Annotated in this window: 19 protein-coding genes and 1 pseudogene; all 20 read right to left on the bottom strand. The window is 37.9% G+C overall.

What is annotated here, in order from left to right; all coding sequences use genetic code 11:
- Positions 1–1,788 (bottom strand): annotated as a pseudogene (locus A2536_11955) (hypothetical protein).
- On the bottom strand, positions 1,785–3,026 hold the full coding sequence (locus tag A2536_11950) for a hypothetical protein (GenBank protein OGF44321.1): 1,242 nt from the start codon (positions 3,024–3,026) through the stop codon (positions 1,785–1,787). The pseudogene A2536_11955 and the gene A2536_11950 overlap by 4 nt, the downstream one beginning before the upstream one ends.
- 186 nt (positions 3,027–3,212) lie before the next feature.
- Positions 3,213–4,610 (bottom strand): hypothetical protein, encoded by a 1,398-nt coding sequence (locus A2536_11945; GenBank protein OGF44320.1) that lies wholly within the window; start codon positions 4,608–4,610, stop codon positions 3,213–3,215.
- Positions 4,607–4,981 carry a hypothetical protein gene (locus A2536_11940; GenBank protein OGF44319.1) on the bottom strand — a complete coding sequence of 125 codons (375 nt, stop codon included), beginning with the start codon at positions 4,979–4,981 and terminating at the stop codon, positions 4,607–4,609. Before A2536_11940 ends, A2536_11945 begins: the two co-directional genes overlap by 4 nt.
- Positions 4,974–6,560 carry a hypothetical protein gene (locus A2536_11935; GenBank protein ID OGF44318.1) on the bottom strand — a complete coding sequence of 529 codons (1,587 nt, stop codon included), beginning with the start codon at positions 6,558–6,560 and terminating at the stop codon, positions 4,974–4,976. Before A2536_11935 ends, A2536_11940 begins: the two co-directional genes overlap by 8 nt.
- A gap of 2 nt (positions 6,561–6,562) precedes the next feature.
- On the bottom strand, positions 6,563–6,997 hold the full coding sequence (locus tag A2536_11930; GenBank protein ID OGF44317.1) for a hypothetical protein: 435 nt from the start codon (positions 6,995–6,997) through the stop codon (positions 6,563–6,565).
- A 499-nt stretch (positions 6,998–7,496) separates the two neighbouring features.
- Positions 7,497–8,831: a hypothetical protein gene (locus A2536_11925; GenBank protein ID OGF44316.1), complete on the bottom strand. Its 1,335-nt coding sequence runs from the start codon at positions 8,829–8,831 to the stop codon at positions 7,497–7,499.
- Complete coding sequence (locus tag A2536_11920; GenBank protein OGF44315.1) at positions 8,831–12,637, bottom strand: hypothetical protein; 3,807 nt, start codon at positions 12,635–12,637, stop codon at positions 8,831–8,833. The genes A2536_11925 and A2536_11920 overlap by 1 nt, the downstream gene beginning before the upstream one ends.
- Before the next feature lie 174 nt (positions 12,638–12,811).
- Positions 12,812–14,008, bottom strand: coding sequence for a hypothetical protein (locus tag A2536_11915; protein OGF44314.1), 1,197 nt, complete (start codon positions 14,006–14,008; stop codon positions 12,812–12,814).
- A 172-nt stretch (positions 14,009–14,180) separates the two neighbouring features.
- The gene (locus A2536_11910; GenBank protein OGF44313.1) at positions 14,181–15,212 is read right to left on the bottom strand and encodes a hypothetical protein; all 1,032 of its coding nucleotides are present in this window, start codon (positions 15,210–15,212) and stop codon (positions 14,181–14,183) included.
- Positions 15,213–15,485: 273 nt separating this feature from the next.
- Positions 15,486–15,980 (bottom strand): YajQ family cyclic di-GMP-binding protein, encoded by a 495-nt coding sequence (locus tag A2536_11905; protein OGF44312.1) that lies wholly within the window; start codon positions 15,978–15,980, stop codon positions 15,486–15,488.
- The gene (locus tag A2536_11900) at positions 15,970–16,698 is read right to left on the bottom strand and encodes a hypothetical protein (GenBank protein ID OGF44311.1); all 729 of its coding nucleotides are present in this window, start codon (positions 16,696–16,698) and stop codon (positions 15,970–15,972) included. Before A2536_11900 ends, A2536_11905 begins: the two co-directional genes overlap by 11 nt.
- 30 nt (positions 16,699–16,728) lie before the next feature.
- Positions 16,729–17,379 carry a hypothetical protein gene (locus tag A2536_11895; GenBank protein OGF44310.1) on the bottom strand — a complete coding sequence of 217 codons (651 nt, stop codon included), beginning with the start codon at positions 17,377–17,379 and terminating at the stop codon, positions 16,729–16,731.
- Between the two features lie 2 nt (positions 17,380–17,381).
- Positions 17,382–19,520 (bottom strand): hypothetical protein, encoded by a 2,139-nt coding sequence (locus A2536_11890; GenBank protein ID OGF44309.1) that lies wholly within the window; start codon positions 19,518–19,520, stop codon positions 17,382–17,384.
- 33 nt (positions 19,521–19,553) lie between these two features.
- Positions 19,554–20,726 carry a hypothetical protein gene (locus tag A2536_11885; protein OGF44308.1) on the bottom strand — a complete coding sequence of 391 codons (1,173 nt, stop codon included), beginning with the start codon at positions 20,724–20,726 and terminating at the stop codon, positions 19,554–19,556.
- 20 nt (positions 20,727–20,746) lie between these two features.
- On the bottom strand, positions 20,747–22,090 hold the full coding sequence (locus A2536_11880; protein ID OGF44307.1) for a hypothetical protein: 1,344 nt from the start codon (positions 22,088–22,090) through the stop codon (positions 20,747–20,749).
- 29 nt (positions 22,091–22,119) lie between these two features.
- Positions 22,120–22,608: a hypothetical protein gene (locus A2536_11875; GenBank protein ID OGF44306.1), complete on the bottom strand. Its 489-nt coding sequence runs from the start codon at positions 22,606–22,608 to the stop codon at positions 22,120–22,122.
- Positions 22,609–22,639: 31 nt separating this feature from the next.
- Positions 22,640–23,413: a hypothetical protein gene (locus tag A2536_11870; protein ID OGF44305.1), complete on the bottom strand. Its 774-nt coding sequence runs from the start codon at positions 23,411–23,413 to the stop codon at positions 22,640–22,642.
- Positions 23,414–23,592: 179 nt separating this feature from the next.
- The gene (locus A2536_11865; GenBank protein OGF44304.1) at positions 23,593–24,939 is read right to left on the bottom strand and encodes a 23S rRNA (uracil-5-)-methyltransferase RumA; all 1,347 of its coding nucleotides are present in this window, start codon (positions 24,937–24,939) and stop codon (positions 23,593–23,595) included.
- A 152-nt stretch (positions 24,940–25,091) separates the two neighbouring features.
- Entirely contained in the window at positions 25,092–26,543 is a 1,452-nt protein-coding gene (locus tag A2536_11860) for an aspartyl/glutamyl-tRNA amidotransferase subunit B (protein OGF44303.1), read from the bottom strand.
- Positions 26,544–26,580 lie beyond the last annotated feature (37 nt).

The following is a 26,580-nucleotide window of genomic DNA, read 5'->3' as shown; positions in this document are numbered from 1 at the left end:
GCCGTCAGGGTCATTATATGTCCAGATTATATTTTTATTCCCGCTCCACAACTCACCTCCGTTTGGAGCAGTCACTGTTACCGTAGGGGCGTTATCAACGTAAATAATCCTCACAGAAGAGTCCTGACTATAATTTTTCCCATCATATGAAAGCACCTTCCAGTACCAGTCTCCATAATTAAGAGGCGAGGACACGGTATATGAAGTGGTGCCGCTTCCCTGCGCTATACCCGAATATGTTATTACACTGCCTGAAGTAAAGTCTGAGGTAGTATCAAGAAGAAATCTGTATGTTATCACGTCAGAATCATCATCCGACGAATTATTCCAGGTAAATACTAATGTTGTATTTGTTACCGCAGTATTAACAGGGGAATCTAAGGACGGTTGAGTGGGCGGCCTGTTGTAGGTTAAAGTCACATCTTCCAGAGTCGGGGTATCCAGTTTAGCGCTGTTCAAAAATGCCTTTATTCTGATATAACGATTACCATTATTTCCCGTCCACAATGCGTGTCCTGAATAATTTGTATAATAAGTGGATCCTGTACCATCAGGACCATTGTAAGTCCAGGTTGCATTATCATTATTGGATGCTGTTTGAATTTTTAATTCCGTGAAATTAGGCTGGGAAGAAGGACTCCATGAAGCATTTATCCAGGAAACTGATGTTGCAGATACACCAGTATCAATAGTTGAAGATTCCCAGGTTATCGAATTTGTATTACTGATTGAAAAATCATACTTCCATGTGTCATTGAAGTATGTTGTTGACATACTTCCACCTGTCAAAATACATTTCTTATTAAAACTGTCATATACCATTGAATGTATATACCTTTCAGGCGGAAATACAGATGAAGACATCGTTCCCCATAAATTGTTTACAGGGTCATAAACATAAGTATCAGAATAATAGGTTACTCCGTCAAAACCACCGAAAAATACTGCTTTTTCATTATCACTATCATAACAAATAGTATGTCTCCCGCTTATTCTTGGTACAGCTGTTTTGCTTGTCCAGGTATCGGCATTCAGATCGTAAATCCAGGATTCATTATTATATGCCGCGCCTGTAAAACCTCCGACAAGCAAATATTTTCCACCACCGATATAACACATTGAATGATAAAATCTGTTTGAAGGCGGGCTTACAGGTGTTTTTTGAGTCCAAGTGTTTCCGGAAACATCATAAACCCAGGTTTCACCCAATGGGGTTCCTCCATCTGAAGTTCCTCCAAAAAGAACAATAGTATCATTTGAAGTATCAGTAGAACAAGCCATTGCGTGAGAAAATCTTGCGGAGGGTGAAGATACCGGAAGTTTATCCGTCCACGTACCATTTCCAGACGGACTATATTCCCATGTTTTTCCGTACACAGCTCCGTCATATCCTCCAAAAAGTATCATTTTATCTGCAACAGGAGCGTAAACCATGGCACCTTTGTATCTTGACGAAGTGCCGGAAGCTTTTGATTCCCATGTGTTTGTTGACAAACTGTACGCCCAGGTATCACTCAACCTTGTAGTCCCGGTGTAACCGCCAAAAATCAATATTTTATTTCTATTACTGTCAAAAGCGTAATATGAGCCATTTCTTGGAGAAGGCCCGCTGGTATTATTCATATTCGTCCATTTACTATTCAGCTTCAGATATGAGCTATCCCCGCTGCCCGTCACAATTAAACCGGTCAACGTTCCGGATAAAAAATCAGTATCACTTGTCTTTGTTACCGTACCGGCATAAAGACAGGGAACAAACGCTATAACGAGCCAAATATTTCTTATCATATTATCCAGCCTTCCTTAATTTTTATCTCCGTTAATTTTTTTGATATTTTTTCGAACAATTCCTCTTGAAATATTTCCTTTTTCGTTTTAATAGTTCTCTGCAGAAATTTTAATACATTTCTCTTTACGTGATAATCGTTATCCTCAATCAAAGAAAGCAATATTTTTGAAGTTTCCGCATCACCAATTTCTCCCAAAGCAAAAACCGCATTAAGGCGTTCGAACCTTTCCTTACTTTTTCCCATACTTTTGAGAATTTCCAGCGCTTTCTCATGATTGTACTTATAAAGCGTCTTTGCCGCATTTGCCCTTACTTTATAGTCTTTATCCTCCAAAAACGGCACCAGGAGGCGTTGAGCCACTTCGTAGTCCACCTCATCCACCAGTTCTGCTTCTATTATCTCCACACCTTTCACCCTGTTTTTTGGATGAGACCCTTCTATCAATTCAAAAGGAGAGGAAGCACTCAACATCTTGTTCGTATTTACTTCTGTATTTTTAACCATGCTGAGAAGTATTTTTTCCTGATGCTGAAGGAAAGAAGCTTCACGTTTTGCTGAAAGTTTAAACGAAAAATACACCAAACCGGCCGTCACTGCAATTATCCCCAATATAAACATGATAATAGCACTGTTAAAATTTCTCGTCACAACATTCTGACTATCCTTTATAACATTCTTTATATCATCATCCCGTTTCATCAGATAATTTAAGAACTGCTGACGTTCTTCACTGGACTTATCCAGAACTCCTTTCAAGGTCTGATCTTTATTTCCGAAAGATTTATCTATCAGCTGTTGTTGTGTCTTTTGGAATTCCGCCAGCATCTTCGAAAGTACTTCTGTATTTTCCTTAGGAGAAATATTTTCAATCGTATTAGTACCGGGAAACAACTCTTTTTTTAAAACAGAATACATATCATTTACTTTCTTATTATCAGGATCATACTGTCTGGCTTTTTCAAAGCAGCTAAAGGCTTCTTTGGTCTTTTTTTGCAGATAGAACTCCGAACCTTTTTCTACCAGAACCTTAACCAGAAAGTTTTTATACTTTGCATTACCTTTGTCGTACCTGACCGCATCCTCAAGCTCTTTAATGGAAGCTACCGCATCACCTTTAATATACTTCTGCAAGCCGGATTCAAAGTATTTTTCGGCTGAATCTGAAGCAGCATAACCTAAAGTGCTCAAACTGATAAGCAGTCCGACTATTGCGCCTAAATTTATTCGCTTTTTCATAATCTCTCCTTTTCTAGAGCGATTCCACAGACACATCCATTACCTGCTTTCTTCTCTTTACTCACTTTCCCCGCTTTTTCTGCTTCTCTTACTTTCTCCGCCTAGGCGGATTTCGAGGAAGATTTATGGTCAGATATTTAAGCTTCCTCTCAACTTCTTTTTTTTACTTCACTTGCTTCTCTTGCTTCACTTCAACAAATCCAGCACTTCTAAAAGCCTTCGCAAGGCTTCTTTCGCTTTTATATTCGCAGGATTAATTTTTAATACTGTTTTAAGCTCCTCTTCGGCTTCCGGATATTTCTTTTCCGACATATTTCTCCTGGCTTGATTATAATGCAAGTATTCTTTAGCCTCAACATGTTCAGGATTTAACTCTATTGTTTTTTTAAACTCTGTATCTGCAAGGTCATAGTTATCTTCATCCATGTATTTCAAAGCATTTTTGTAATGATCATCGGCCTCTTTGCCATATATATATTTATTCACTTTACTCAGAAATAATTTATATTCCGTATTGGCGGGATCTATTTCTGTTATTTTTAACACTTCTTTTTTTGCTTCCGTAAAATTACCGTCCCTAAAGAGCTGTTCTGAACCCGAAAGAAGTTTTATTATCGCTCTTTCTTTCACCAAAGCTGTTTTTTCTTCCTGTATAATTTTTTCTTGTTGAGACGGAGGCATTCCCAATTTTAAAGTCAAGCTTGCCCGGTGCGACACTTCAAATGTTGATATACCAACCGCATAATCAAAACAAACATTTAAAACTGAAATCCCGGCACCAAAAGCCGCTTCTTTATAATCAATACCCGCCCGTATATAAATATCCTGCCAGTACTTAAGATGGTATTCAGCCCCGATCCCCCATCTTACGGTCATTTTATAGAAACTCAGAATGTCAATTACGGATAAATCTACCGTTGTCAAAAGATCTATATCGGAGAACAAATAACTTGCTCCTGTCTTTAAATTTACGGGATATCTGTCTGTTTCTTCCTTTAACTTAAGCGAGGCCGGAAGTATATTTTGGAGTACAGCCCCGAGTCTCATATTATTTACCGGAGAAATCAAGGCTCCGGCATCAATACCTATTCCAAATGCTGAGTATACATCTATTTCCTGAAAAACAACTTTTAGATTAAGTCCATAGCTGAAAGTATCGCTGATTTTCTCAGCATAACTTATTAAATAACTTGACTGCTTTTCCTGATAATAGCCCAAACTTTCCCCCACACTATTGGTTTTCTCAGCAAGCGGAGAATCAAAACCAAATCTGGAAATTCCTATACCTGTTTTCAAGTCTAACGGTATTACGCATCCTACAAAGCTATACCTAGTTTCAGCCAGGCTGACAAGAGTAAATCCCGCCTCAGAATTATTAAGAAAAGCAATTCCCGCCGGATTCCAGTACGGAGCATAAACATCATTAGCAACGCCGGTAAAGGCCTTGCCCATTCCAAAGGCTCTGGCACTTACCGAAAAGGAATTCAGGTACTCTCCCGGTAATCCGCCGCCATCTGCGACCTGCGAATAGAAACCAAACGCGGCAGAATAAAGGAATATTAATAGCGCCGCAATTTTTCTCATTTTTTTCCCTCCAGTACCTCTTTAACTTTATCCAGGAGCATATTTACCTGAAAGGGTTTTTCCATATAGCCGTTAACAGCATACTTTTTTTCCAAATCAAAGAGACCTTTCATTCCTCCTTTAGCGGTCATTATTAAGACTTTTATGTCTTTTGTTTCCGGATTTTCCTTAAGTTTAGAATTTACCGTAAAACCGTCCATTTTTGGCATCATAATATCAAGAAGTATTAAGTCTGGCTTTTCCGCCAACGCTTTGGCAAGCGCAGTTTCCCCATCAAAAGCAGTAATAACCGCGTAACCGGTCTTTACTAAAACAGTCTCAACTATGAACGATATATCTATCTCGTCTTCTGCTATAAGAATCTTAGCCATTGTTGCCTCCTTTTGGCAAAGTGAAATAAAAGGCAGTTCCTTTTCCGATTGCACTTTCAAACCAGATTTTACCGCCATGAGCTTCGACAATACCTTTACTTAACGCAAGTCCAATGCCAAAACCGGCAGTTTCACGCCTTAATCCGTTATCTGCCCTAAAAAACTTTTCAAAGATACGAGATTGTTTATCTTCCGGAATTCCGGGGCCCTCATCTTTTATCCACATTTTAACTTCAGTTTCTTTCTCGGAAACTCCAACAAAAATGCGGCCGGTACTGCAAAACTTTAAAGCATTCCCCACAAGATTAACCACTACTTGTTTTATTCTGTTTGCATCGCCCTGTAAAATAACTTCATTTGGCATAACTTCAGCAATCATTGACAGTCCTTTTTGCTCTGCAAGCGGAGCCAGTTCATCCACAACTGCTTTAACAAGCCCTGTTATCCCTATCGGAACCTTGGTTATGTTCATAACCCCTGCGTCAGCCCTTGAAAAATCAAGGACATCATTTACCAGCCCCACAAGACGGTTAGAATTATTTCTAATGATATCCATAAAATGTTTTACGTTCGGTGTAATATCTCCGGCATAACCCCCTTCAATCATTTCGATAGAAGCACTTATAGAAGTAAGCGGTGTTTTCAATTCATGAGATACACTGGAAACAAACTCTGATTTCAACCGGTCAAGCTCTTTCATTCTGTCGTAATTTTTTGCCTCTTTAATAGCAAAAGCCGCATTATTCGCAAAAATAGAAAATATTTTCAAGGCTCTGTCATTAAAATAATCAGCACTTTTCAAGGAATTAATAGAAATAACCCCCAGAACTTTATTATCACTTTTCATGACTGTAACCATAGAGCTTTTAATATCTTTTCTAGGTTCCTGATCAAAAAACCTCTTATCATTTTCCAACCCGTTCAAAAGCAGCACGGTTTCTTGTTTTTCAGCAACCCAGCCTGCAATTTTTTGCCCCAATTTTATTCTTAGATCCTTAACTATTTCATCATTTAAACCAACATGAGCCCCAATAACCAGTTCTTTAGTACTTTCATCCAATAACATTATTGATCCGCTATCGCCGCTTAAAAGTTTACAGCCCTTATCCAGAATCAGTTGCAGCATTTGTGTCAACCCCATGGAGGAACTCAAAGCTTTACTGACTTCATGAATAGAAATAATATCTTTTAAATTATCTACTTCTTCGTTAAGTTTTTGTTTTTTCAGGCAATTATCTATTTTTTGTCTCAAATAATCAATCTCAAAAGGTTTGGTAATATAATCAAAAGCTCCAAATTTAATAGCCTCTACCGCAGAATCAATAGTCGCAAAACCTGTCATAATTATTACATCTGTTTTCGGAGAATATTCTTTAACCTTTCTAAGCACGCCAATGCCGTCAAGTCCCGGCATTTTAAGATCTGAAAGGACAACATTATAAGCACCTTCTTTTGTTTTTTCTGCTCCCAAAATGGAAGAATTCACGCATTCAATATCATAGAAATCGCTCAATATCTCTTTTATGAGCTCTGTAATCATCTCTTCATCATCTATGAGAAGTATTCTTGGTTTATCCATATTCACCTCATCCCTTTCCTGACAAAGGCCTTTCTTAATTCCCCCATATTTTTACTTTTTATAGCTGCAACCAGCAGTGCTTCAACAAGTTTATCCTTATTTAACTGATCTTTAATAATATAATCTTGAATCTCTTCTTTTTTTATGGAAAAACCAATAATTCTATCCGCGGAATCTGCAAGCGCAATCACTGGAGTATCCTTTACAACCGAATAGAAGCGTTCCAAAGTATTTACTCCTTTACTTTCAGGAAGGTTAAGATCAAGAATAATAGAATCAAAGACCTCTTTTTGACAAGCTTTAAGAGCTTCAGTCAAATTAGTAACCGTTTTAATATCAAAAACCTTTGCTTTCTTTGAACGCAGCAGCCCTATTATTAATTCAGCCTCAGTTTCATTATCCTCTACAAGCAGAATCCTAATTTTTGTCTTCATCATAATCCTCCCCTACTGTTACTACTAATATAAGCAAGAAGCATGCCAGACAATTATGCTGCTAAAATGATGTTTTTTTTGATCGTGTGTGGGATTTTCCTACAATGCTAAAAAGATTCCACTTCCGCCAGTTATATCGGGCAAATCTTTTGATGAGATTACAAAGTTACAGGATTCTCCGTCTTTAGCGAGATCTCACCGTAAGTGGACACTGATACAAGAAAATATTTATTTTAAAGGAGAACTAACCATATAAATGCAGATTTATGGATTGTTTCAGTGTGGGATTATACTACACATTGTGAGACAAACGCGCTGCTTTTAGCTCTCTAAAAATATTGGTACTCCCAGGCGGGTAGTATTTATAAGAGTTACGGATGACATCTATTTTTGAGGCGAGCTATCGTTCGCCAAAAGGCAATACATACAAGAATGACGATTTGATCAATATAAGTACGACGCTTCTATTTCTAATTTAGAATTTAAAGCTTCGGATTTGCTCTTATTCTATCTTGTAAAGCTTAAGTTTACTGTACAGCGTTGTCCTGTCTATACCAAGTATCTGGGCGGTTTTCAGTTTATTATTATTATTTTCTTGTAATACTTTAAAAATATGATCTTTTTCTATCTCAGCAAGGGTTTTTACTCCTGTTGTCTTCATTTGGGATATATCGCCTGCAAACTTACTGGGTAGGGCTTCCGGCTCAATTACTTTTCCTTTGCTCATTATGACCGAACTTTCCACTACATTTTCAAGCTCTCTAATATTTCCGGGCCATTCATAGGCCATAAGCATTTTCAAGACTTCACTGTTTACACCTTCAATTTCCTTATTAAACTCTTTTTTATATTTATCTATGAAAATATACAGCAGATACTGAAGATCATCCTTTCGTTCCCTTAAAGGCGGAAGTTCTATGTTAATTATATTTAATCTAAATAAAAGATCTTCCCTGAATTTCCCATCTTTTGTCATTTTCAAAAGATCTTTATTTGTTGCAACGATAACTCTTATATCAGTCTTTTTAGTAACAGTTGAACCAACACGACGGTACTCCCCCTGCTCCAGTAACCTTAGGAGTTTTGCCTGCAAATTTAAACCCAGTTCCCCGATCTCATCCAAAAACAAAGTACCCTTATCGGCAAGCTCCACAAGTCCCTGTTTATCCTTAATTGCCCCGGTAAAAGATCCTTTCTCGTGACCAAAAAGCTCACTCTCCATTAAAGACTCCTGCAAAGCTGCGCAGTTTAAAACCACAAAAGGTTTATCTTTCCGTAAACTTTTCTCAAAAACAGCCTTCGCCGCAAGTTCCTTACCTGTTCCCGTTTCCCCATAGATTAAAACAGTTGAGGTTAGTGGTGCCACTTTTTCTATAATTTGCATAACTTCAGACATTTTTATATTTGCGCCAAAATAACCGGCATTTTTTAAATTTTTATTATAAGCAATGTTTTCATCTTTTTTAACCAGCTCTCCGTAGGATTTCTCAATAAGAACAGAAAGCTCTTTAAACGAAAAAGGTTTGTTCACATAATCATAAGCGCCGGCCTTTATGGCTGCAACTGCAGTTTCAAAACTGCCGAATGCAGTAAGAATTATCACTTGAATTAGAGCATGCCGCTGTTTTATAATTTTAAGCGCCTCCAACCCGTTCATAACAGGCATCATGTAATCCATAATAACTACATCCGCAGAAAACACTTTAAGCTTTTCCAGAGCTTCTTTGCCGTTTGCCGCTTTCTCCGTAATAAAGCCGTAGGATTCAAGGTTGCTTTCCAAAAGCATTGCTAATTCCGCCTGATCATCCACTATCAATACTTTAATCTTTTTAGTCATTATACTTTTCCCTGCTCCTTTGTAATTTTTTCGAGAAGTACTTTAACTTCTTCTTCCTTGAAAGGTTTATGCAATACTTCTGCCCCTCCTGCCTTATCTATTTTATCTTTCCAGGGAGAGAAACTTTCTTTTTTTACATCAGTTAATATTATAACAGATACTTTCGGATTTTTCTCCCTTGCAAGTGCAAGTGTTTCTTCTATTTTAAGAGCCGGAACATTAAGCTCGGCAATAAGCAAATCAATTGTTTCCGAACCTAAAACATTAAAAGCATCCTGCCCGTTATCTGTGACTATTATTTTTAAACATTTTTCCTTCAAGACATCGGACACAATAGTGCTAATACTCTTCTTTTCTTCAGCAATCAGCACATTTAGTTTTCCGGGATCTTGAATAAGAGGCATTTTTTTCATTACAACAGGATTATAAGATTTCAAAGCCTGTATCCTGATAGTAAAAGTACTGCCTTTGCCCGCTTCACTCTCTGCCGAAATATCTCCGGCTAGACTCTGCATAATAGAATAACTTACCGAAAGTCCAAGACCGGTCCCGACCTCTTCTCCTGTGCCAAAGGCACCTTTTGTAGTAAAAAACGGGTCAAATATCTTTGACAGATGCTCTTTAGAGATACCTATACCATTGTCACTCACAATTATGGAGATTACCCCGAGATCTTCTCTGACAGAAACCTTTATCTTCCCTTCATTTTTAACAGCATGTATTGCGTTTTGAACAACATTTAGTATAACCTGCAGGAGTAAAGTGTCATCAAAATATATTTCTTCTTCAAAAAGATACTCTTTTTCTATGATGATATTCTTTTTCAACGCTTGATTATTCAAAAGCTCAAGAATATAATCCACCACAGAAGTAACAGTTTGTTTTCTATAGGCGATCTCTCTTTTTTTCGCAAATTCATTCAGGCGTTTTGCGATAGACGCAGCTTGTTTACTTGTTTTAATCACTGTATTTGTTATTTTCGAATAAAATTCAAGTGTGTTTTTTCTTTTTGCTTCTTCCATGGCTAAACTGATAATTGTAAGTAAATTGTTAAACTCATGCGAGACACCTGAGGCAAGTTGACCTACCGCTTCAAGTTTTTGAGCCTGTATAAGTTTATTTTTAAGCTGCTTATGTTCGGTTATATCTTGTGTTATAGTAAGAACGCATCTAACCCCCTCTATATCCAATACCTTATAATTTTGCAGGACAAGCAACTCCTTACCTCCCAATGTGTACTGTCTGACCCGAACACCAATAGCAACCCCGCACTTTTGTAACTGCTCAATTATCTTCTTTCGATCCTCAGGATCTGTATATAGACCCAGCTCAATTGATGTTTTGCCGACAATATATTCTTTTTTTGCCCCAATTAACTTTACAGCTGAATCGTTGACTTCAATGAAACAGCCATCATCTAGGCGCGTGATCATTATCGGCAGCGGACTTAAATTAAATATCTGCAAGTACTTTTCTTCAGTTTTTTCGATCACTCCGAGCATTTTCATACGTTCTTCTTCAAGAAGTCTTCTTTGTAATATTGAAGAAATTTGAGAGACAAAAGACTCAACTATTTTCAGTAATTCATAATTAGCCCCTCTTCTCATTACAAGGGAAACACATCCGAACAATTTTTTATCATGCACTATTCCCATAGCATAAAAAGATTCAAAATTCAGCATCTTTTCGATTACATTACAGACAGGACGCGGCACAGCTCTTAAATTAAATTCGTAAAAATCAACAGGTACTTTATTCATTCTGCCTGCCAGAAAATGCTTTTTCGCATTCCCTTCCACTATTAAATCAAAATTCAATATATCTTTTCCAAGCAACCCCGTAATGGTATCTGACATTAAACCAAGGCCTTCCACCGCCTTTACCTTCAGTATATTTGTTTTCTCATCAAAAGCACTCGCAAGAATAATAATATTTTCGTCCAATTCTGATATTTTCTTTGCAGCATACGAAAACAAGTCAACATTAAACATCATAGATCCGGTTTCTAAAGAACTTTTATAGAGAAAATTCAAATTATCCTGCTTGTTTTTTTCTTTCGTCAGATCTTTGTAGACTGCAACTACTTCGCCTCTCGGGAGCCTATAAACATAATTCTCCCTCCAACCCTCAATCTTATCATCTTTATAAAAAGCTGGCGGACAATATTCAGGAATTCCTGTTTGCCATACTTTTCCAAGTATTTCGTAAAGTCCAAAATCAACAACTCCGGGGAAAATCTCTTTCAAAGATTTCCCAATGATATCTTTTTTGTTTACTTTCTCCAGAACTTCAGCCGATTTATTAATATCAACAATATTGAAACTTTCACCATTATCCGGAGAGGTACAAACAACAACACAGTCGGCAATATTATCAAAAAGTTCTTTATATTTTGATTGCTGCAGTAATGCTTCTGCTTCGATTTGTTTTCTTACAGAGATATCACGAATTATTACATGTAGATGTTTTTTGCCGTCTTTTTCGAAAGCATTTGAACTGACCTCTATCGGAAATCTTTCTCCGTTTTTTTTAATATGAATATTTTCCCCGATGTAATTACCGGCCGAATACATAATCTTTGCAGTTTTTTTAAAATCTGATTTCATTTCAGGCGGTCTTAAATTATCCGCTTTCATGCTTAAAATTTCTTCCCGTGTATAACCATACATGCGGCAACCACTTTCATTTACATCCAGAATATTAAAATATTCATCTACTATCATTATGGTATCATTCGAATATTTTGCCAGAAAATCCTTTTCGTGGGCAATTATCGTTCTTTCCATCTCTACGATATTTTTCTCTTCCATTAAAACACTTCTATCTCTATAGTAGACAAGATATACGAAGAGAAAGCAGATGATTATCATGGTGAGCACAATAAAAACTGTATTTCTCGCCGCTAAAACAACAGGTGCATTAAATTCCGCAGAATCAATTTTTGCCACCATCCACCAGTGTGTAGCAGGAATTTTCACGGCATAGACAAGAACTTCTATGCCCCTGCAATCAAGTCCCTCATAAAATCCTTCAACATCTTTAGCTACAGACCAAACTCCTATTGGAAGTGATTTTTTATTTAAATTATAAGACAGCTCAGGCGAAACATTATTAACAATTCTTGCTTCACTTAACAAAACAACTTTATTACTTTCTCTTCTAAAAAGCAGTGTTTCAACTGTTTTGCGGGGAGTGGGCCAGGTGTTTAAAAGCGGAAAAAGCCGCTCCTTTGGGTCTATTTTTAAGACAAGAACTCCTACCTGAAATATATTTTTGTCCTCTATTACCTTAAGAGGAACTGCAATATTTAAATCACTGTTTTGATACGAACTACTATAAATATCATTTAGCTCAATCTCATTATTCTTTAGAGCAAGGCGGGCCAATTTTTCCTCAGCCTCAACTTTTTCACATTTACTATCAAGACAAAGCAAAATCTTCCCTGAGGAATCGTAGACAGTAGCACAGGAATAATGATATACTTTTACATAATTATCCAACCATACTTTTACTTTATTACGCAGCTCCGCCGAGGACGGGTTTTTAGCGTAATCTCTCAGATTGTAAGCAAACGTTCCACCATTATTCTGAAAATTTGCCTGAGCCATCCTCTCATTAAACCAATCTGAGATTTGCTTTGCTTTAAAATCGGCAATAACTTTAAGTTCTTCTCTGTATTTCTTTTCATTTTGACTTTTCTGATTCAGGAAAGAAAATATTCCAAAAATCACAATAATAACAACTATTACACTGAAAAACCCCGATACACGATATTTTTTAAAATATTGCTTAAACTCTGAAAACACTTCAACTCCTATACTCACCTTCTTTCTTTACTATTATTAATTATTTTACTACCAAATGTTGCCGCAGTCAACGAATATAGTCCGAAAGTCCGGACTGATTACACAGATTGATAAAAACAAATTTTTACAGATAAAATCTATTATTACTGAATCTTAACCGACTAAAAATCGAGTTTATTTCTCGGTTATTGATTTCAATGTCATTCCCATTGCGGCTAATGCCCAGATAATAGCAGCATAAATAGCCGATCCGAGACCGTATTCAAACATTCCTCCTATCATAAAAGCTAAGAAGGCAAGCATTATTCCTAAATATATAAATTTTGGTTCTTTATCTTTTTCTTTAAGATAACCCGCTATACTTGTTCGGATAAATACATAAAATAGCCACAAAAACGCAATTAAGGCTAAGATTCCTCTCTCTACCGCCAGCTGTAAGTAATTATTATGCAGATGTCCAAAAATCGGATATCCTGGATTCGAAAGTTTGTATTTTGGTTTCTCAAAGTTTTTATAAACATTGTCTATTCCAATACCAAACGGGTTATCTTTAAGCATTAAAAGACCGCCCCTCCACATGGCAAAGCGAATAGGCGTCGTACCTTGTGTTGTGTTAAAAGTTGATTCTGCCTTTTTCAGAAAGACATTTCCCTTTACAAAATAACCGCCGGCTGAGAAAACTATTATCCCGGCTAAAAATAGAAAAAATACTCTTTTATTCCATAAAAAAACAAAAACCAGAAGTAGAAAAACAAAAGAAACCCAGGCTCCTCTTGCCAAAGTAAAAAGCAAGGCAATACTTCCTGCAATGAACGTTATAGCCGAAAACATCCTTACCTTTTTGTCTTTAACTGACACCAGAAAACACAAAGCAAATCCTAAAATTGTGGCAAGCATTTCTCCTGCTGTCAGGGTAACACTCATTGTTCCTCCCACTCCATAGCCTTTGGACAAATTGGACGTGGTCAAGCCATAATAGATTATTATTGCAGACTGTATGAGAATGGAGCCAAGCATTAATAAAAGAAACTCTTTCGCAGCTTTCCTGCTTTTAAGGTTGTTTAACACCAGCGGATAAATAAACATCAAGGATAGAGGTTTTAACCTGTTGGTCAACTCACTTGCTTTATCCACGCCGATATAAACAGCAAACAGTGTTAAAAGTGTGAAAATGAGAAAGGGCAGATCAGCAGGAGTTCTCTTCCATTCAAACTTTCCGAAATATACCATCTTAACAAGCCAGACAAAAAAAGCGCCAAAAAACCCTATTTCAGAGAGAGAGATTGAAACCGTACAGGTAAGAAAAAATAAGCAAAGCAGGGCCTTGATCGTATTGTCAAAACACGATTCAACAGTTTTACTATTAATCATCTTGCTCCAGTTAAAATATGCCCATAAAAGCCTATAACGTCTAAAATCTTTGAAATATATTTCATCGCGCTTCTTTTTATTCCAAATTTAATTTGTTCAGTTCCTTCCAACTTTGAATCCTCCATGTTTCGAGTTTCGGGCTTTGAATTTGCTTTGTAAGTGAGCTCTTCGCTTACAAAGCCAGGTCTTTTCTCGGATTTTCTTTTTCAAGTTTTTTTAGTTCTTCATATAGTTTTTTTTCTTTTTCATTCAAGGACTTCTGAAGTTGAACATTTAATTTTACCAGAAGATCTCCCGATGTTCCTGAAGAACAAAAACCCATACCTTTCAATCTAAAAATTGAACCATTCTGTGTTCCTGGAGGAACTTTTATTGTAACTTTGCTCTTAAAAGTCGGGACTTCTATGTTTGCGCCCAGGGTAAGCTCTGTCACTGAAACAGGAAGTTCACAGGAAAGATTACTCCCTTCAAGTTCAAAAAAATGATGCGGTTTTATTTTTACTAAGAGATAAAGATCTCCGGCTCTTCCATTCCTTCCTTTATTTCCCTGTCCGGCAATTCTTATCTTTGATCCGTCTTTTATGCAGGAAGGTATCTTCACAGTCAGTTTTTTTACTTTTACAGAAATACCGTTACCACTACAGGCAGAACAGGACTGATTTCTGGAAATAACCCCTCGTCCTCCGCAGGTATAGCACTCCTCTTGCACCGAAAGCTGGAATGTACGCTCTCCTCCAAGATATGCGTCTTTCAAGTCTAACTCAATTTTTGTATCAATGTCCCCCCTGCTGGCTCCCGTTTCAACAGTAGAGTAACCGTCCTCATAAGAACTAAAACCTGCTTTTTCCTTACCTTCCCCCCCAAAAAATGTTCTGAAGAAGTCAGAAAAGCCGCCTTCCCCAAAAACACTTTCATCATATTTGTTTGAAGTATATCTTGTTCTGCCGCCAAAACCGCTATTTGGGGGTTGATTTGCATATTGCTGCCAGTTGGAACCTAAACTGTCATATTTTTCTCTTTTACTCTTATCTGAAAGAACTTCATTTGCCTCATTTAGCTCTTTAAATTTCTCTTCGGCCTTTTTATCCCCCGGATTGTAATCCGGATGATATTTTTTTGCCAGTTTTCTATAAGCAGAAGTTATAGTTTTTGCATCGGCCTTCTTATCAACGCCAAGTATGTCATAGTAATTTTTGTAATCCAAGATAAAACTCCTTTTAAAAACCGTCCATAAAGTTTGTAAGGTTTCTAAAGTTTATAAGGTCTTTTTCAAATGTGTTATTATGAACCTCTCCGAGCTTACGCACGGAGTTTCGACGATAGGATCCGCCCAAGGCGGACCACGAGCTCATCCGCCTAAAAGATTGGCGGACAGGCTGCTCGGGGTTTTCTTTGGCATAACGTCATAAAATTCAATACCTCCGAAATATAAGCCTTTCTTCCCAGAACCTAGCACCCAGAGCCTAGAACCTTTGTTCTATTTAAAATTCGTGAACTGCAGCGGCACCTTCGTATATCCTCTTAAATGCGCCATTACTGTCTGCAAATCATCTTTGCTCTTCGCCGTTACTCTCACCTGATCACCCTGTATTGTAGGGTTTACTTTCAAATTGAGTGCTTTTATAACTTTTACTATTTCCTTCGCTTTTTCCTGATCTATACCTTCAATAAACTTCGCCGCCTGTCTTACCGCCATCTGGGACGCGGGTTCCACCTTACCATAATTCAGGGCATTAGAGGGAATACCTCTTTTTAAAAGCTTGGACTCAAGAATATCTATGACCATTTTGAGTCTGAACTCATCATCCGAAACAATAGTAATCTCTTTTTTCTCCTTAGAGAGAGTTATTTCTGTTTTACTTCCCCGGAAATCAAACCTGGTCTGTATTTCTTTTACCGCCTGGTTTACTCCGTTATCAACTTCCTGTAAGTTCAGTTTAGATACCACATCAAAAGAGCTGTCATTTGCCATTTTTTTTATTATCCTCCCTTTTTAAAGTAAAAGACACAACATTATTATCGTCTTTAAATGTCCCAATAGGTACCGGCTTCCCGTTAAAGCTGATCTTCATATTATTTTTATCCCCCACTTTCAAATAGAAAGCTTCATTTGCGGAATATCCGCGGGTATAGCCTTTGGGATATTGACCCTTAATCGGAGCTTCGCTATCCTTTGTTATTTCAAACCAGCAGTCACCTGTGACAACTTCCACCTCAAGAAGGAGCGGAGGCATAGTCGAACTCTCCAGTTTAGTACTTGATTCAGTTTTATTTGCCGAACCGGCACAGCTTTTAAGCATAAGTACCAGAATTACAAATAATATTATAAACAGTACAACCAATGTTCCGACTTTAATTTCAGGAGTAATTTCAAATCTAACCGGTATGCGTTTTCTCTTATCTCTTATCTTCTGGTGATGAATAAATATATCAGGAGAAATAACAGCTGTCGGTTTCTTCCAATTTTTGTATTCCTCCACCAGTTCCCCGCCGTTCAAGCCAAGATAGTCCCCGTAGGTTTTTAAAAAAGCCTTTACATAAACTTCCCCGGGTAACAAGTCGAAATTTCCTTTTTCTATTGCCTCAATATATTTACCCTGAATTTTAAGATCATCACTTACTTTTTCTTTTGAGAGCCCTTTATACTCTCTCTCTTTCAATAACTTCGGACCAATATCGCTTTCCTGCATTTAAACCCCCATTTCACATATTATTTTCCATTACTGCAATAAAGAAGTAATTTTCTCCACACCTTCCGGCAATTTAAAATTAAATACAGAATCATCCGTCATTTCATTAGTCCTAATATTGGAAAAACGCACCGTTATGCTGTTGTTTTCCCCGATATATACCGTCGTTGAAAAAGGCAGCCATTTTTCTTTGTCGACCCAAAGTTTAATTCTGGTAAAATCTTCTCCTTCTTTCTTTGGAACAAATTCCAAGAGTACAGCACCCTTTTCCTCGTATTTTTCTTCTTCTTTCAAACTCCCGACATATTTATCCTTAAGATATTTCAAGTATTTTGGCAGTTGGAATATAATATTATCCTTATTTTCCATGCCGGACACAGCCTGGACTATGACCTGATTTTGTTCTTTAAAATATACCCAAAGCGTCTTCCCATCTGAAATTATATTCTGTTTAACGGGAGAAGTATATTCTAACATTATTTTATCCGGCTTTTTAATAGTTATCGTCCCTTTTAAAATCTGCGTTTCCGTCATATCAGATATTTTTACTTCCTGTGTCACATCCGCACTAAAGGTTTCCAGCTTATTATTAAAACTATCCGTCAAATTTTCAATAGCTTCATCATAATTAAGCGGAAAAACCATTTCTGAAAAAAGCAACAGTATTAATATTATCCTCATGCTTAAGCCTTTTTATTCTTTTTCAATATTTCTTCAATTTTATCAAAATAGATATCCCTTGGTTTATTCCCCACACCCGGGCCTATTATGCCTTTAGATTCCATTAGAGAAACCAGGTTAGTTGCTCTTCCTCCGCTGATATGAAAAGCTCCCTGCAGCAACTGGACGGAAGCGCGTTTTCTTTCTTTAACAAAAAACAGGGCATTAAGAAAAAGTTCGTTGTCCTCACCGCTGCCTTCTCCCTCTCCCGTTTCACTTTTAACTTCAATAGAAACCATTTCCGGCTCGCCTTGCGCCTTCCAGAAATCCATGATCTCCTTGATCTCTGCAGTAGAGATATATGAACACTGGCATCGCACGGGTCTCGGAAAACTTGCAAGAGAAAAAAGCATATCTCCTTTTCCCAGAAGTTCTTCCGCGCCTCCCGTATCAAGAATAACTCTTGAATCTACTTTTGAGAATACCTGAAGCGCAATTCTAGACGGAAAGTTCGCTTTTATAACACCTGTTATGACGTCCACAGACGGACGCTGCGTGGCAAATACCAGATGAATACCGACACCTCTTGCCAGCTGCGCCAGACGGGTAATAACATCCTCTACTTCTCTCGCAGCGAGTAACATCATATCCGCAAGCTCATCAATAATTACCACCACATAAGGAAGCTTTACCTCGGCCTTTTTGTTGTAAGAAACAATATCCCTGGCATGAGCTTTTGAAAGTTTATCATATCTGTCCACCATATCCCGGCAAAGATGTTTTAGAGCTTCTGAAGCCTTTCTAACATCCGTAATTACGGGTGTATAAAGGTGGGGAATATCATTGTAAAGAGAAAATTCCACTCTTTTCGGATCGATCAGAAGAAGTTTAAGGTCTTCAGGTCTGAACTTGTAAAGAAGAGACACTATTATTGAATTTAAGCATACACTTTTTCCGGCACCCGTAGCTCCGGCAACCAGAAGATGAGGCATATCCGCAAGGTCTGCAATCATATTTTCACCATCCACAGTCTTTCCTATAGAGACCGGCAGGCGGTAAGAGGGGTTGTTAAATTCGGCGGAATCTATTATGCTTTTTAGACTGACTGTACTGTATTTTTTATTTGGTACCTCAATTCCGACAGCATTGGTTCCGGGAATAGGCGCTATTATTCTTATATGCGTGGCTCTTAAAGCCATTGCCAGGTCATTTGACAAGGCAACTATTTTATTTACCTTTTGCCCGGCAGCTACTTTAACCTCATAGCGGGTAACCACAGGACCCATCACCGTCCTTGAAGGTTCCACATCAATACCAAAATTGAAAAGTGTCAGCTTTATGATATTCTCATTCTCCCTGAAATCCTCTTTCCCCATCTTTACGGCTGATTCATAATCCGCCAGCAGTGAAAAAGGAGGCAGGGTATACTCTTTCGTCTCTCCGTCCTCGAGAGAATTTTTGATTCCTGCTCCGGATTTTAACAGCGGTTTAGAACTTCTCTCTACAGGTTTAGCTTTACGTTCTTCTCTAGCAGCGTCAATTCTCACCGGATCCTGTTTTATTTTTTCTTTTTCAACAATCTGTATTTGCCTTTGTCTCTCCTTATTTGCTGTTTTTGCCACTTTTTCTTCCTGTTTCTTTAACCTCTCCTCTTTTCCTTCTTCCTTTTTTTCTTTTCTAAACTTTCTCCATTCTAAATATCTTTCCCAAAGCAATGTAATTGCATTTTTAGGAAGATATTCTAATTCTAAAAAGTACAAAGAAAATATAACCATGATACCGCAGATAATCCAGGCTCCGATACTGCTTATAAGTTTTTCAAGCCCAAGGCCTAAAAGATAACCGAGCATATTTTCATTTTCTACAGAAACACCTATCAGATAAAGAAACAAACAAGAAGCAAGCAAAAAGAGAGATATTCCCCCTATTTTATAAACAGGTTTTTTTGGCTCATCTTTTTTAAAGCTATAGTAACCGATGAAACCAAAAATCACAGGAACAATAAAGGAGGCATATCCAAATATATAAAAAAATGCCAGCTTTATTGCTCTTCCGGCAAGACCCATATCCTGCCCCGCAAAGAGTCCGAACAAAAGAAAGATAAAGATAAATAACGAGACCGCAAACCAACCGATACCGATTAACTCATGTTTTTTATTCATATATTTTACAAAAGTCTCCTTAATAAATTAGTTTTATTCTTGTTTATTTATAACAGCAAAATAAACAACCCCCCTGCGGTTAACGACCATAAGAGCCCCGTCTTTAGCATTTGAATTTTTTATATATTTTTCATAGTCTTCCGTGTTTTTAACCTGTTTTTTATCTATTTCTATTACAACATCACCCGTCATAAGTCCCGCCGTATCAGCCTCAGAACTTTCTTCAACATGAGTAATAAGAACACCTTCTTTTACGGCAAGTCCATACTTTTTGATCATTACAACATCAACACCGGATACTTTCATCCCGAAATATGAAACACTTTCTTTCTTCGAACTTTTTACTTTTTTGCCGGCAGCCTTAATTTCCTTCAATAACTCTTTTGCATCATTCATGGGCACAGCAAATCCAATTCCCGCGTAGGAACCGGAAGTGGAAACAATAAATGTATTTATTCCCATAACCTCTCCGGAAATATTTACCAGCGGTCCTCCTGAATTACCCGGATTTATAGCCGCATCCGTCTGTATAAGATTCGGCATCGCTTTTATCCCGCCTTCTTCATTACTCTGATATATTCTTCCCTTCGCGCTGACAATACCTGCCGTAACTGTATGGTCGTAACCAAACGGATTGCCTATTGCAATAGCCCACTCGCCTACTCTTACTTTATCAGAGTCCGCAAGGAGAACATTCGAAAGTTTGCCTTTTGGATATATTTTAATAAGAGCAAGGTCATGGCTCTTATCCAGGGCAACAACATTTGCCTCATACTCACTTTTATCCGCAAGCACCACGGTAATTTTATTCACCTCATTTACAACATGTTGATTCGTCAAGATAAAACCGTCATTAGAAACAATCATTCCTGTTCCGAGCCCTTGTCTTTTGTAATATCTCTCTTTAGGTTTTCTGTAAGGCGAATCAAAAAATCTGTCAAAAAAATCATCATAATCATAACCGTAATAACGGTATTTTAATATCTGTTCCGTACTGATGTTAACAACCGCAGGACTTACAAGATCCGCAACTGCAATGAAAGAATTCTGCAGGGACATTGCCTCTCTTGAAGGATTGAGCTTTTCTGTACTAATAAGTATTTTCTTTTCTTCTGATATATTCAAAGATAAAATAATAATAACACCTATTAGGACACCGACAATCCCGACGGTCAATACCGCTATTTTTTGCGACTTTTTATCCAATCTTTATTTCTCCCCGGAAATTACTTTATAGACGGTATATATTTTTTTTGACTTGCAAGCAAATCATCAAGAAGTTTCTCAACTGTATCAAATTCTTTAAGTAAAGGATCAAGCAGAAGCGCCTGGATTGCCAGTTTCCTGTCTCTCTTTACAATTGCATCTACCGTATAATCATGAATAGTCGCAAGGTTAGTAATTATTGATGCCAGATGATTCGGCATATTCCCAAGAGCAACATTCTTATAACCGTAGCCGCCAAATATTGCCGGCGCTTCCACTGTCGCCCAGCTTGGAACATTTTTTATACTTCCGTTATTTAAAATATTTACCTGATGTATACGGTTCTTATTTGCGATTATGGAAACAATAATAGAATGCGCATCTTCTCCTGAAAACTTGTCCATGTCCCAGGGCTTTTCCACCCCTTTAACCCATTTTACAAGTAAATTTTTCATCCAGAGTTTTTTTTGTATTCTTTTTTTTATGTTTATCGGTTCGATACCATATCTCTTTCCGTGCCCCGTACTTTCTTTATAGAAAAAAGGGAAAAACTCCGCGACATGCGTATCTCCGGCCACAAGCAGCGCGCCATATTTTTCAAAAAGCCGCATTGTAAGTTTCCAATCCTCTTCCATCTGTTCTTTTTTTACCCAGTCATCCTTACTGAAATTCCTGTCTTTTTTCCTGGTGTACAGAAAAGCCATAGTATCTTTATAGAGAGTTTTCGTCTTGCTTTGACCCTTTACATAAGCTTCAAGCACCCATGTGAGATGGTTAACTCCCGCGGCAAAAAGCTGAACTTCATTTTTATCCACACCGTAAGTCTTTGAAACAAGATCCTCTCCCGCAAAAAGGGCATGACAAAGGCCTATTGCCTTGATTTTTGAATATTTCCGTATTGCATGCGTTATTTGCGCCATCGGGTTAGAAAAATTAATAAGCCAGGCCTCAGGACAATACTCTTCCATGTCCTTGCACAGATCAAGAGTAGCAATAATATTTCTAAAAGACCGGATTAAAGCTGAGGGTCCGATAGTGTCACCTATGCCGTAAGATATTTTGTGCCTCCTGCAAACTTCCAATACCTGTTTGTCCGCTTTTTCAACACCGACATTAAAAGTTGAAAGAACAAAATCGGCGCCCTGAAGGGCTTTTTTCCTGTTGGTTGTACCTGAAACCTTTATATCAGAATTCATCTCATATTTGATTATTTCGCAAACTTTACTGACAATGTCAATTGGTTCCTGCTTAATATCATATATAACAAGCTCCGCGCCTTTAAGTTCAGGTACCTTTACAAAATCCTTAAAGACTCTGTGATTAAAAAGATAACTGGCACCGATGAATACTATTTTTATACCCATTTTTCCTCCAAAATGAATTTTGTCATTTCCTATTCTTTAAAATTAAACGATTCTTCATTTATCAAACGGATAAAATACTCATACCTTGCAAGCCTGAGAGCTTCTTCTTTTGATATATTGGTCTTGGCTCCCGCTTTTAATTTTTGATTCATTATTTCTTCAAGTAAATCATCGCTTTCTGTTATTATATCAACATATTTTATTCCAATAAAGTACTTTTTTACCCCTTCTTCTTCCATTTCTTTAACTCTTACAACCTCACCAAGTGCTCTTACGGTATTATCCGTTGCAGGCATATAAATACTCATAGTAAGCTTATCTCCCTTCTTTACAGGCACTTTTGAAACAATTTGAGTCCCGCCGGCACTGATGTCTTTACTTTCTCCTTCTTTTATCTTTGTGAAAGCATCCCTGAAAATGCCAAACTTTTCATTTTTAATAATTTTAAACTTAACATTAATGGAACATTTCCATCTGGGGACTTTTCTCCTTTCTATTTGAAGTTCGCCTTCACTCATCCCAACCTCATAAGCCTGAATTTACACCGGACTATTTAAGCAGTTTAAGGATTTCCCCATGGATTTTACCGTTACTGGCTGCTATTTTCTTTTTGAAAATATTAAAGTTTTCACCTCTATAGTCAGTAACTTTTCCGCCGGATTCTTCAATAAAAAGCACTGCCGCCGCAGTATCCCAGGGCTGCAACTCTTGCTCAAAAAAACCGTCAAAAACCCCGCACCCGACATAACAAAGATCAAGCGCAGCAGCACCTGAACGTCTTACAGCTTGAGCTTTCCTGCAAAAACTCTCAAAATACTTAAAATTATCTCCCGGCGCCTTTTGAACAGAATAAGGAAAACCGGTGGCAATAAGCGCTGTTTCAAGCTTAGGTGTTTGAGAAACCCTCATTTCCCTTCCGTTTAATCGTGCTCCTTTATTTTTTTCAACAGTAAAGAGTTCATTCAGTACTACTGCATATACAACCCCAAGCTCTGTAACTTTGTTCTTCTGCAAAGCTATTGAAACACAAAACATAGGAAAACCATGAGCGTAATTAGTCGTACCATCCAGAGGGTCTATAACCCAGCAATATTCATTATTTTGATTTTTAGCTCCTTTTTCTTCACCTATAAATCCATGGGACGGATAAACTCTATTTATGGTCGACATTATAATTCTCTCACTCTCAATGTCAACTCTTGTTACTAAATTATTTTTACCGTTCTTATACATGACTTTTGATAAATTTCTATAGTACTGTTTATGAATATAAGCCGCTTTTTCCGCAGCTAATATGGCTGTCTTTAACACTTTTTCTCCTATGTTTCTCTTTTAACTTTCTAAATCTACTTGCTCTTCTGCATGTGATTCCACCGATTACAAAGCTTTTGGATTACACTGATATATACAAACAATGTTGCACGTTATACGTTACTAACTAAATGGCGGTCTTTCCCCCGCCCTCTGTCTTCGTCTTCTATTTTTTTGCTGTCGCTAAACCTCTAAGCATCTGAGCATCCGAGCCTCTGCTTCTTAAGTTTCACCAAGGTTTCTATATGGTACGTCATAGGGAACATATCAACGGGCATAACTTCTTCTATTTCAAACCCGTGTTTAGTCAGGGTCTCAAGATCCCGGGTCAGTGTCATCACATCACAGGAGAGATAAATAACAGTATCCGCGCCGGTCTTAGGGATTAAATTAAGAAGCTCCTGTTCGCATCCTTTCCTCGGCGGGTCTAAAAGTATCGTATTTGGTTTGAAATCCTGTTTCATTAATTTTACAAGAATCCTTTCCGATTTGCCGTTTAGAAACTCACAATTTGAAATACTGTTCTTATCAGAATTAGCCACCGCGTCCAAAACGGCCTGTCCCATCTCTTCCACGCCGACAACTTCCTTGAATTCCTTTGCGATGAACAGGGAAATTGCTCCGACCCCGCAAAAAAGGTCCAGCGCCGTCTTTTCAAGCGAGCCCCTGCACCATTCTTTTATTTTTTTAAATATTATCTTGGCCTGCGAAGTGTTTGTCTGGAAAAATGAGATGGAAGAAAACCGGTAATCTATCTTATCCAGTTTTTCGGAGATGCGCCCATCTTTGGAAAAGGTAAAATGCTTATCCCCCATTATCACGTTGGTATCTTCCCTGTTAATATTGTATAAAACCGCCAGTTCAGGAAATTTTCCAATAAGATGTTCCGATAAGAGATGGATCCTTCTAAAATCTTCATTCTTTAGCACAAAAGTCACCACCGCTTCACGCGTCGTCTCGGAAGCACGTATTATCACGTGTCTGAGTGTCGGAATATCAAACCCGGTTTCCGTCAAATACTTCCTTATCTCAGCATAAATGGCATTTATCTCTTTACTTACAAGAGGGCAGAACTCGACATCCACAACGAAGTGGCTCCGGAGCGAGAAGAGCCCGAGTTTTTTCTGGACGGTATCCGCAGGGAACTGCGTTTTATTCCGGTAGAAGAACGGGTCCTTTGCCGGGATCACATCATTTATATTAACGCCCGGGAATTTTTTGAAGGCATTAATTACTATCTGTTTTTTGTACTCCAGTTGTTTTTTGTAGTCGATCTCCTGCCAGTGACAGCCGCCGCACTCCCCGAAAACCGAACATTCCGGCTTTACCCTGAAAGGCGAGGGCTTTATTACTTTGGTTAATTTCCCGCGAGAAAAATTCTTTCTGACTTCCGTGATGAGAACTTCCACTTCATCCCCCGGCACCGCAAACGGGACAAAGACGATAAAGTTCTCATACTTCCCGACAGAGTCCGCACTGTTCGCAACACTGTCTATCTTTAATGTTATCTTATCTCCTACTTTAACAGGTTGATTCAAAATAACCTCCAGAAAAATAATCACTAAGAATGAAATTCTAAATTCTAAACAAGATCGCTGTAATGTAATTAATATTTTTTGTTTAGTTATTAATGCTTTAACCTTAATTATTTGTTTAGTATTTAGTGCTTAAATCTTAGTTATTATTATCGCTATTTGCTTAATTTTTCCTTTAATATTTTATTTACCAGTCCGGGGTTAGCCTTTCCCGCAGATTCTTTCATGACTTTTCCGACAAGATTACCTATTACTTTGTCTTTACCGCTTTTGTACTCGGCAACTATAGCCGGATTTTCCAAAAGCACCTTATCAACTATACTGCTTATTGAACCTTCATCTGTTATTTGCACCAAACCCTTTTGTTTTACAACTATTTCCGGATCTGCCCCATCCTTAAACATATCTTCAAACACTACTTTTGCTATTTTGCTCGAAACCACATTGTCATCGATAAGTTTTACAAGTTTAACAAGATTTTCGGGCTTTACAGGTGATTCAGTAATATCCAAATTCGCAGCTTTCAAGAAGCCCATCAGATCACCCATAACCAGATTACTCAAAGCTTTATAATTCTTATTCATACCGGCACAGGTTTCAAAATAATCCGCAAATGCTTTTGAGGCCGTAAGCACGCCGGCATCATACTCAGGAAGCCCGTAAGCAGTTACAAATCTTTCATGCCTTGCAGCCGGAAGTTCCACCAGGGTCTTTCTTATTTCTTCAATCATTTCGCAGGTAATATGATTCAGCACAAGATCGGGCTCGGGAAAATATCTATAATCATTACTTTCTTCCTTCGAACGCATCGGAGTGGTTGTTCCCTTATCCGCAGTGAAAAGCCTGGTTTCCTGAAATGTCTTTTCCCCTGCATCCAGACATTCCGTCTGTCTCGCCATCTCATATTCCAGGGCATCTTTAACATTCTTGAAAGAGTTTAAATTCTTTATCTCAACTTTAGGATTAAATTCTTTTTGTCCGAACGGGCGAAGGGAAACATTCGCATCACAACGTAGCGACCCTTTTTCCATATCGCAATCAGAAACTCCGATATACTGAAGAATACTTTTAAGTGTACTGAGGTATTCATAAGCCTCTTCCGGAGACCTGATATCCGGTTCAGAAACAATTTCAAGGAGAGGTACGCAAGTCCTGTTTAAATCCACCAGACTAATCTCGGCATCGCCTATCTGACCTGAAGCTCCGGCATGAATGAGTTTGCCGGCATCTTCTTCAAGATGAGCTCTCGTTATCCCGATCACTTTTTTTACACCATTCACGCTAATCTCAAGCTTCCCGTGTTCACAAAAAGGCTGGTCTTTCTGGGAAACCTGATAACCCTTTGGAAGATCCGGATAAAAATAGTTTTTCCTGTCGAATTTCGCATACTCATTTATTTCAAAGTTTAAAGCAAGCCCTGTTCTTACTGCAAATTCCACGGCTTTTTTATTTAATACCGGTAAAACCCCCGGAAGTCCTTCACACACCGGACAGGTCTGAGTATTTGCCTCCGCTCCGAATTTTGTAGAGCAACCGCAGAAAAGCTTTGTAGCAGTTTTTAGCTGTACATGAACTTCCAATCCAATTATTGTCTCATACTTACTCATCTTTCCCCCTGCCGTAAAAACGATTTAACCGACATAT

It is taken from the genome of Candidatus Firestonebacteria bacterium RIFOXYD2_FULL_39_29 (assembly GCA_001778375.1).
In the GTDB taxonomy this organism is placed as follows: Bacteria; Oederibacteriota; D2-FULL-39-29; order D2-FULL-39-29; family D2-FULL-39-29; genus D2-FULL-39-29.
This window is presented reverse-complemented; position numbering and strand designations above follow the sequence as displayed.

What these genes read in the sequence shown, in the direction of transcription:
- A2536_11950 (OGF44321.1), bottom strand. Translation starts at nt 3,026, where the DNA reads ATGAAAAAGCGAATAAATTTAGGCGCAATAGTCGGACTGCTTATCAGT.
- A2536_11945 (OGF44320.1), bottom strand. Translation starts at nt 4,610, where the DNA reads ATGAGAAAAATTGCGGCGCTATTAATATTCCTTTATTCTGCCGCGTTT.
- A2536_11940 (OGF44319.1), bottom strand. Translation starts at nt 4,981, where the DNA reads ATGGCTAAGATTCTTATAGCAGAAGACGAGATAGATATATCGTTCATA.
- A2536_11935 (OGF44318.1), bottom strand. Translation starts at nt 6,560, where the DNA reads ATGGATAAACCAAGAATACTTCTCATAGATGATGAAGAGATGATTACA.
- A2536_11930 (OGF44317.1), bottom strand. Translation starts at nt 6,997, where the DNA reads ATGATGAAGACAAAAATTAGGATTCTGCTTGTAGAGGATAATGAAACT.
- A2536_11925 (OGF44316.1), bottom strand. Translation starts at nt 8,831, where the DNA reads ATGACTAAAAAGATTAAAGTATTGATAGTGGATGATCAGGCGGAATTA.
- A2536_11915 (OGF44314.1), bottom strand. Translation starts at nt 14,008, where the DNA reads ATGATTAATAGTAAAACTGTTGAATCGTGTTTTGACAATACGATCAAG.
- A2536_11905 (OGF44312.1), bottom strand. Translation starts at nt 15,980, where the DNA reads ATGGCAAATGACAGCTCTTTTGATGTGGTATCTAAACTGAACTTACAG.
- A2536_11900 (OGF44311.1), bottom strand. Translation starts at nt 16,698, where the DNA reads ATGCAGGAAAGCGATATTGGTCCGAAGTTATTGAAAGAGAGAGAGTAT.
- A2536_11895 (OGF44310.1), bottom strand. Translation starts at nt 17,379, where the DNA reads ATGAGGATAATATTAATACTGTTGCTTTTTTCAGAAATGGTTTTTCCG.
- A2536_11890 (OGF44309.1), bottom strand. Translation starts at nt 19,520, where the DNA reads ATGAATAAAAAACATGAGTTAATCGGTATCGGTTGGTTTGCGGTCTCG.
- A2536_11880 (OGF44307.1), bottom strand. Translation starts at nt 22,090, where the DNA reads ATGGGTATAAAAATAGTATTCATCGGTGCCAGTTATCTTTTTAATCAC.
- A2536_11875 (OGF44306.1), bottom strand. Translation starts at nt 22,608, where the DNA reads ATGAGTGAAGGCGAACTTCAAATAGAAAGGAGAAAAGTCCCCAGATGG.
- A2536_11860 (OGF44303.1), bottom strand. Translation starts at nt 26,543, where the DNA reads ATGAGTAAGTATGAGACAATAATTGGATTGGAAGTTCATGTACAGCTA.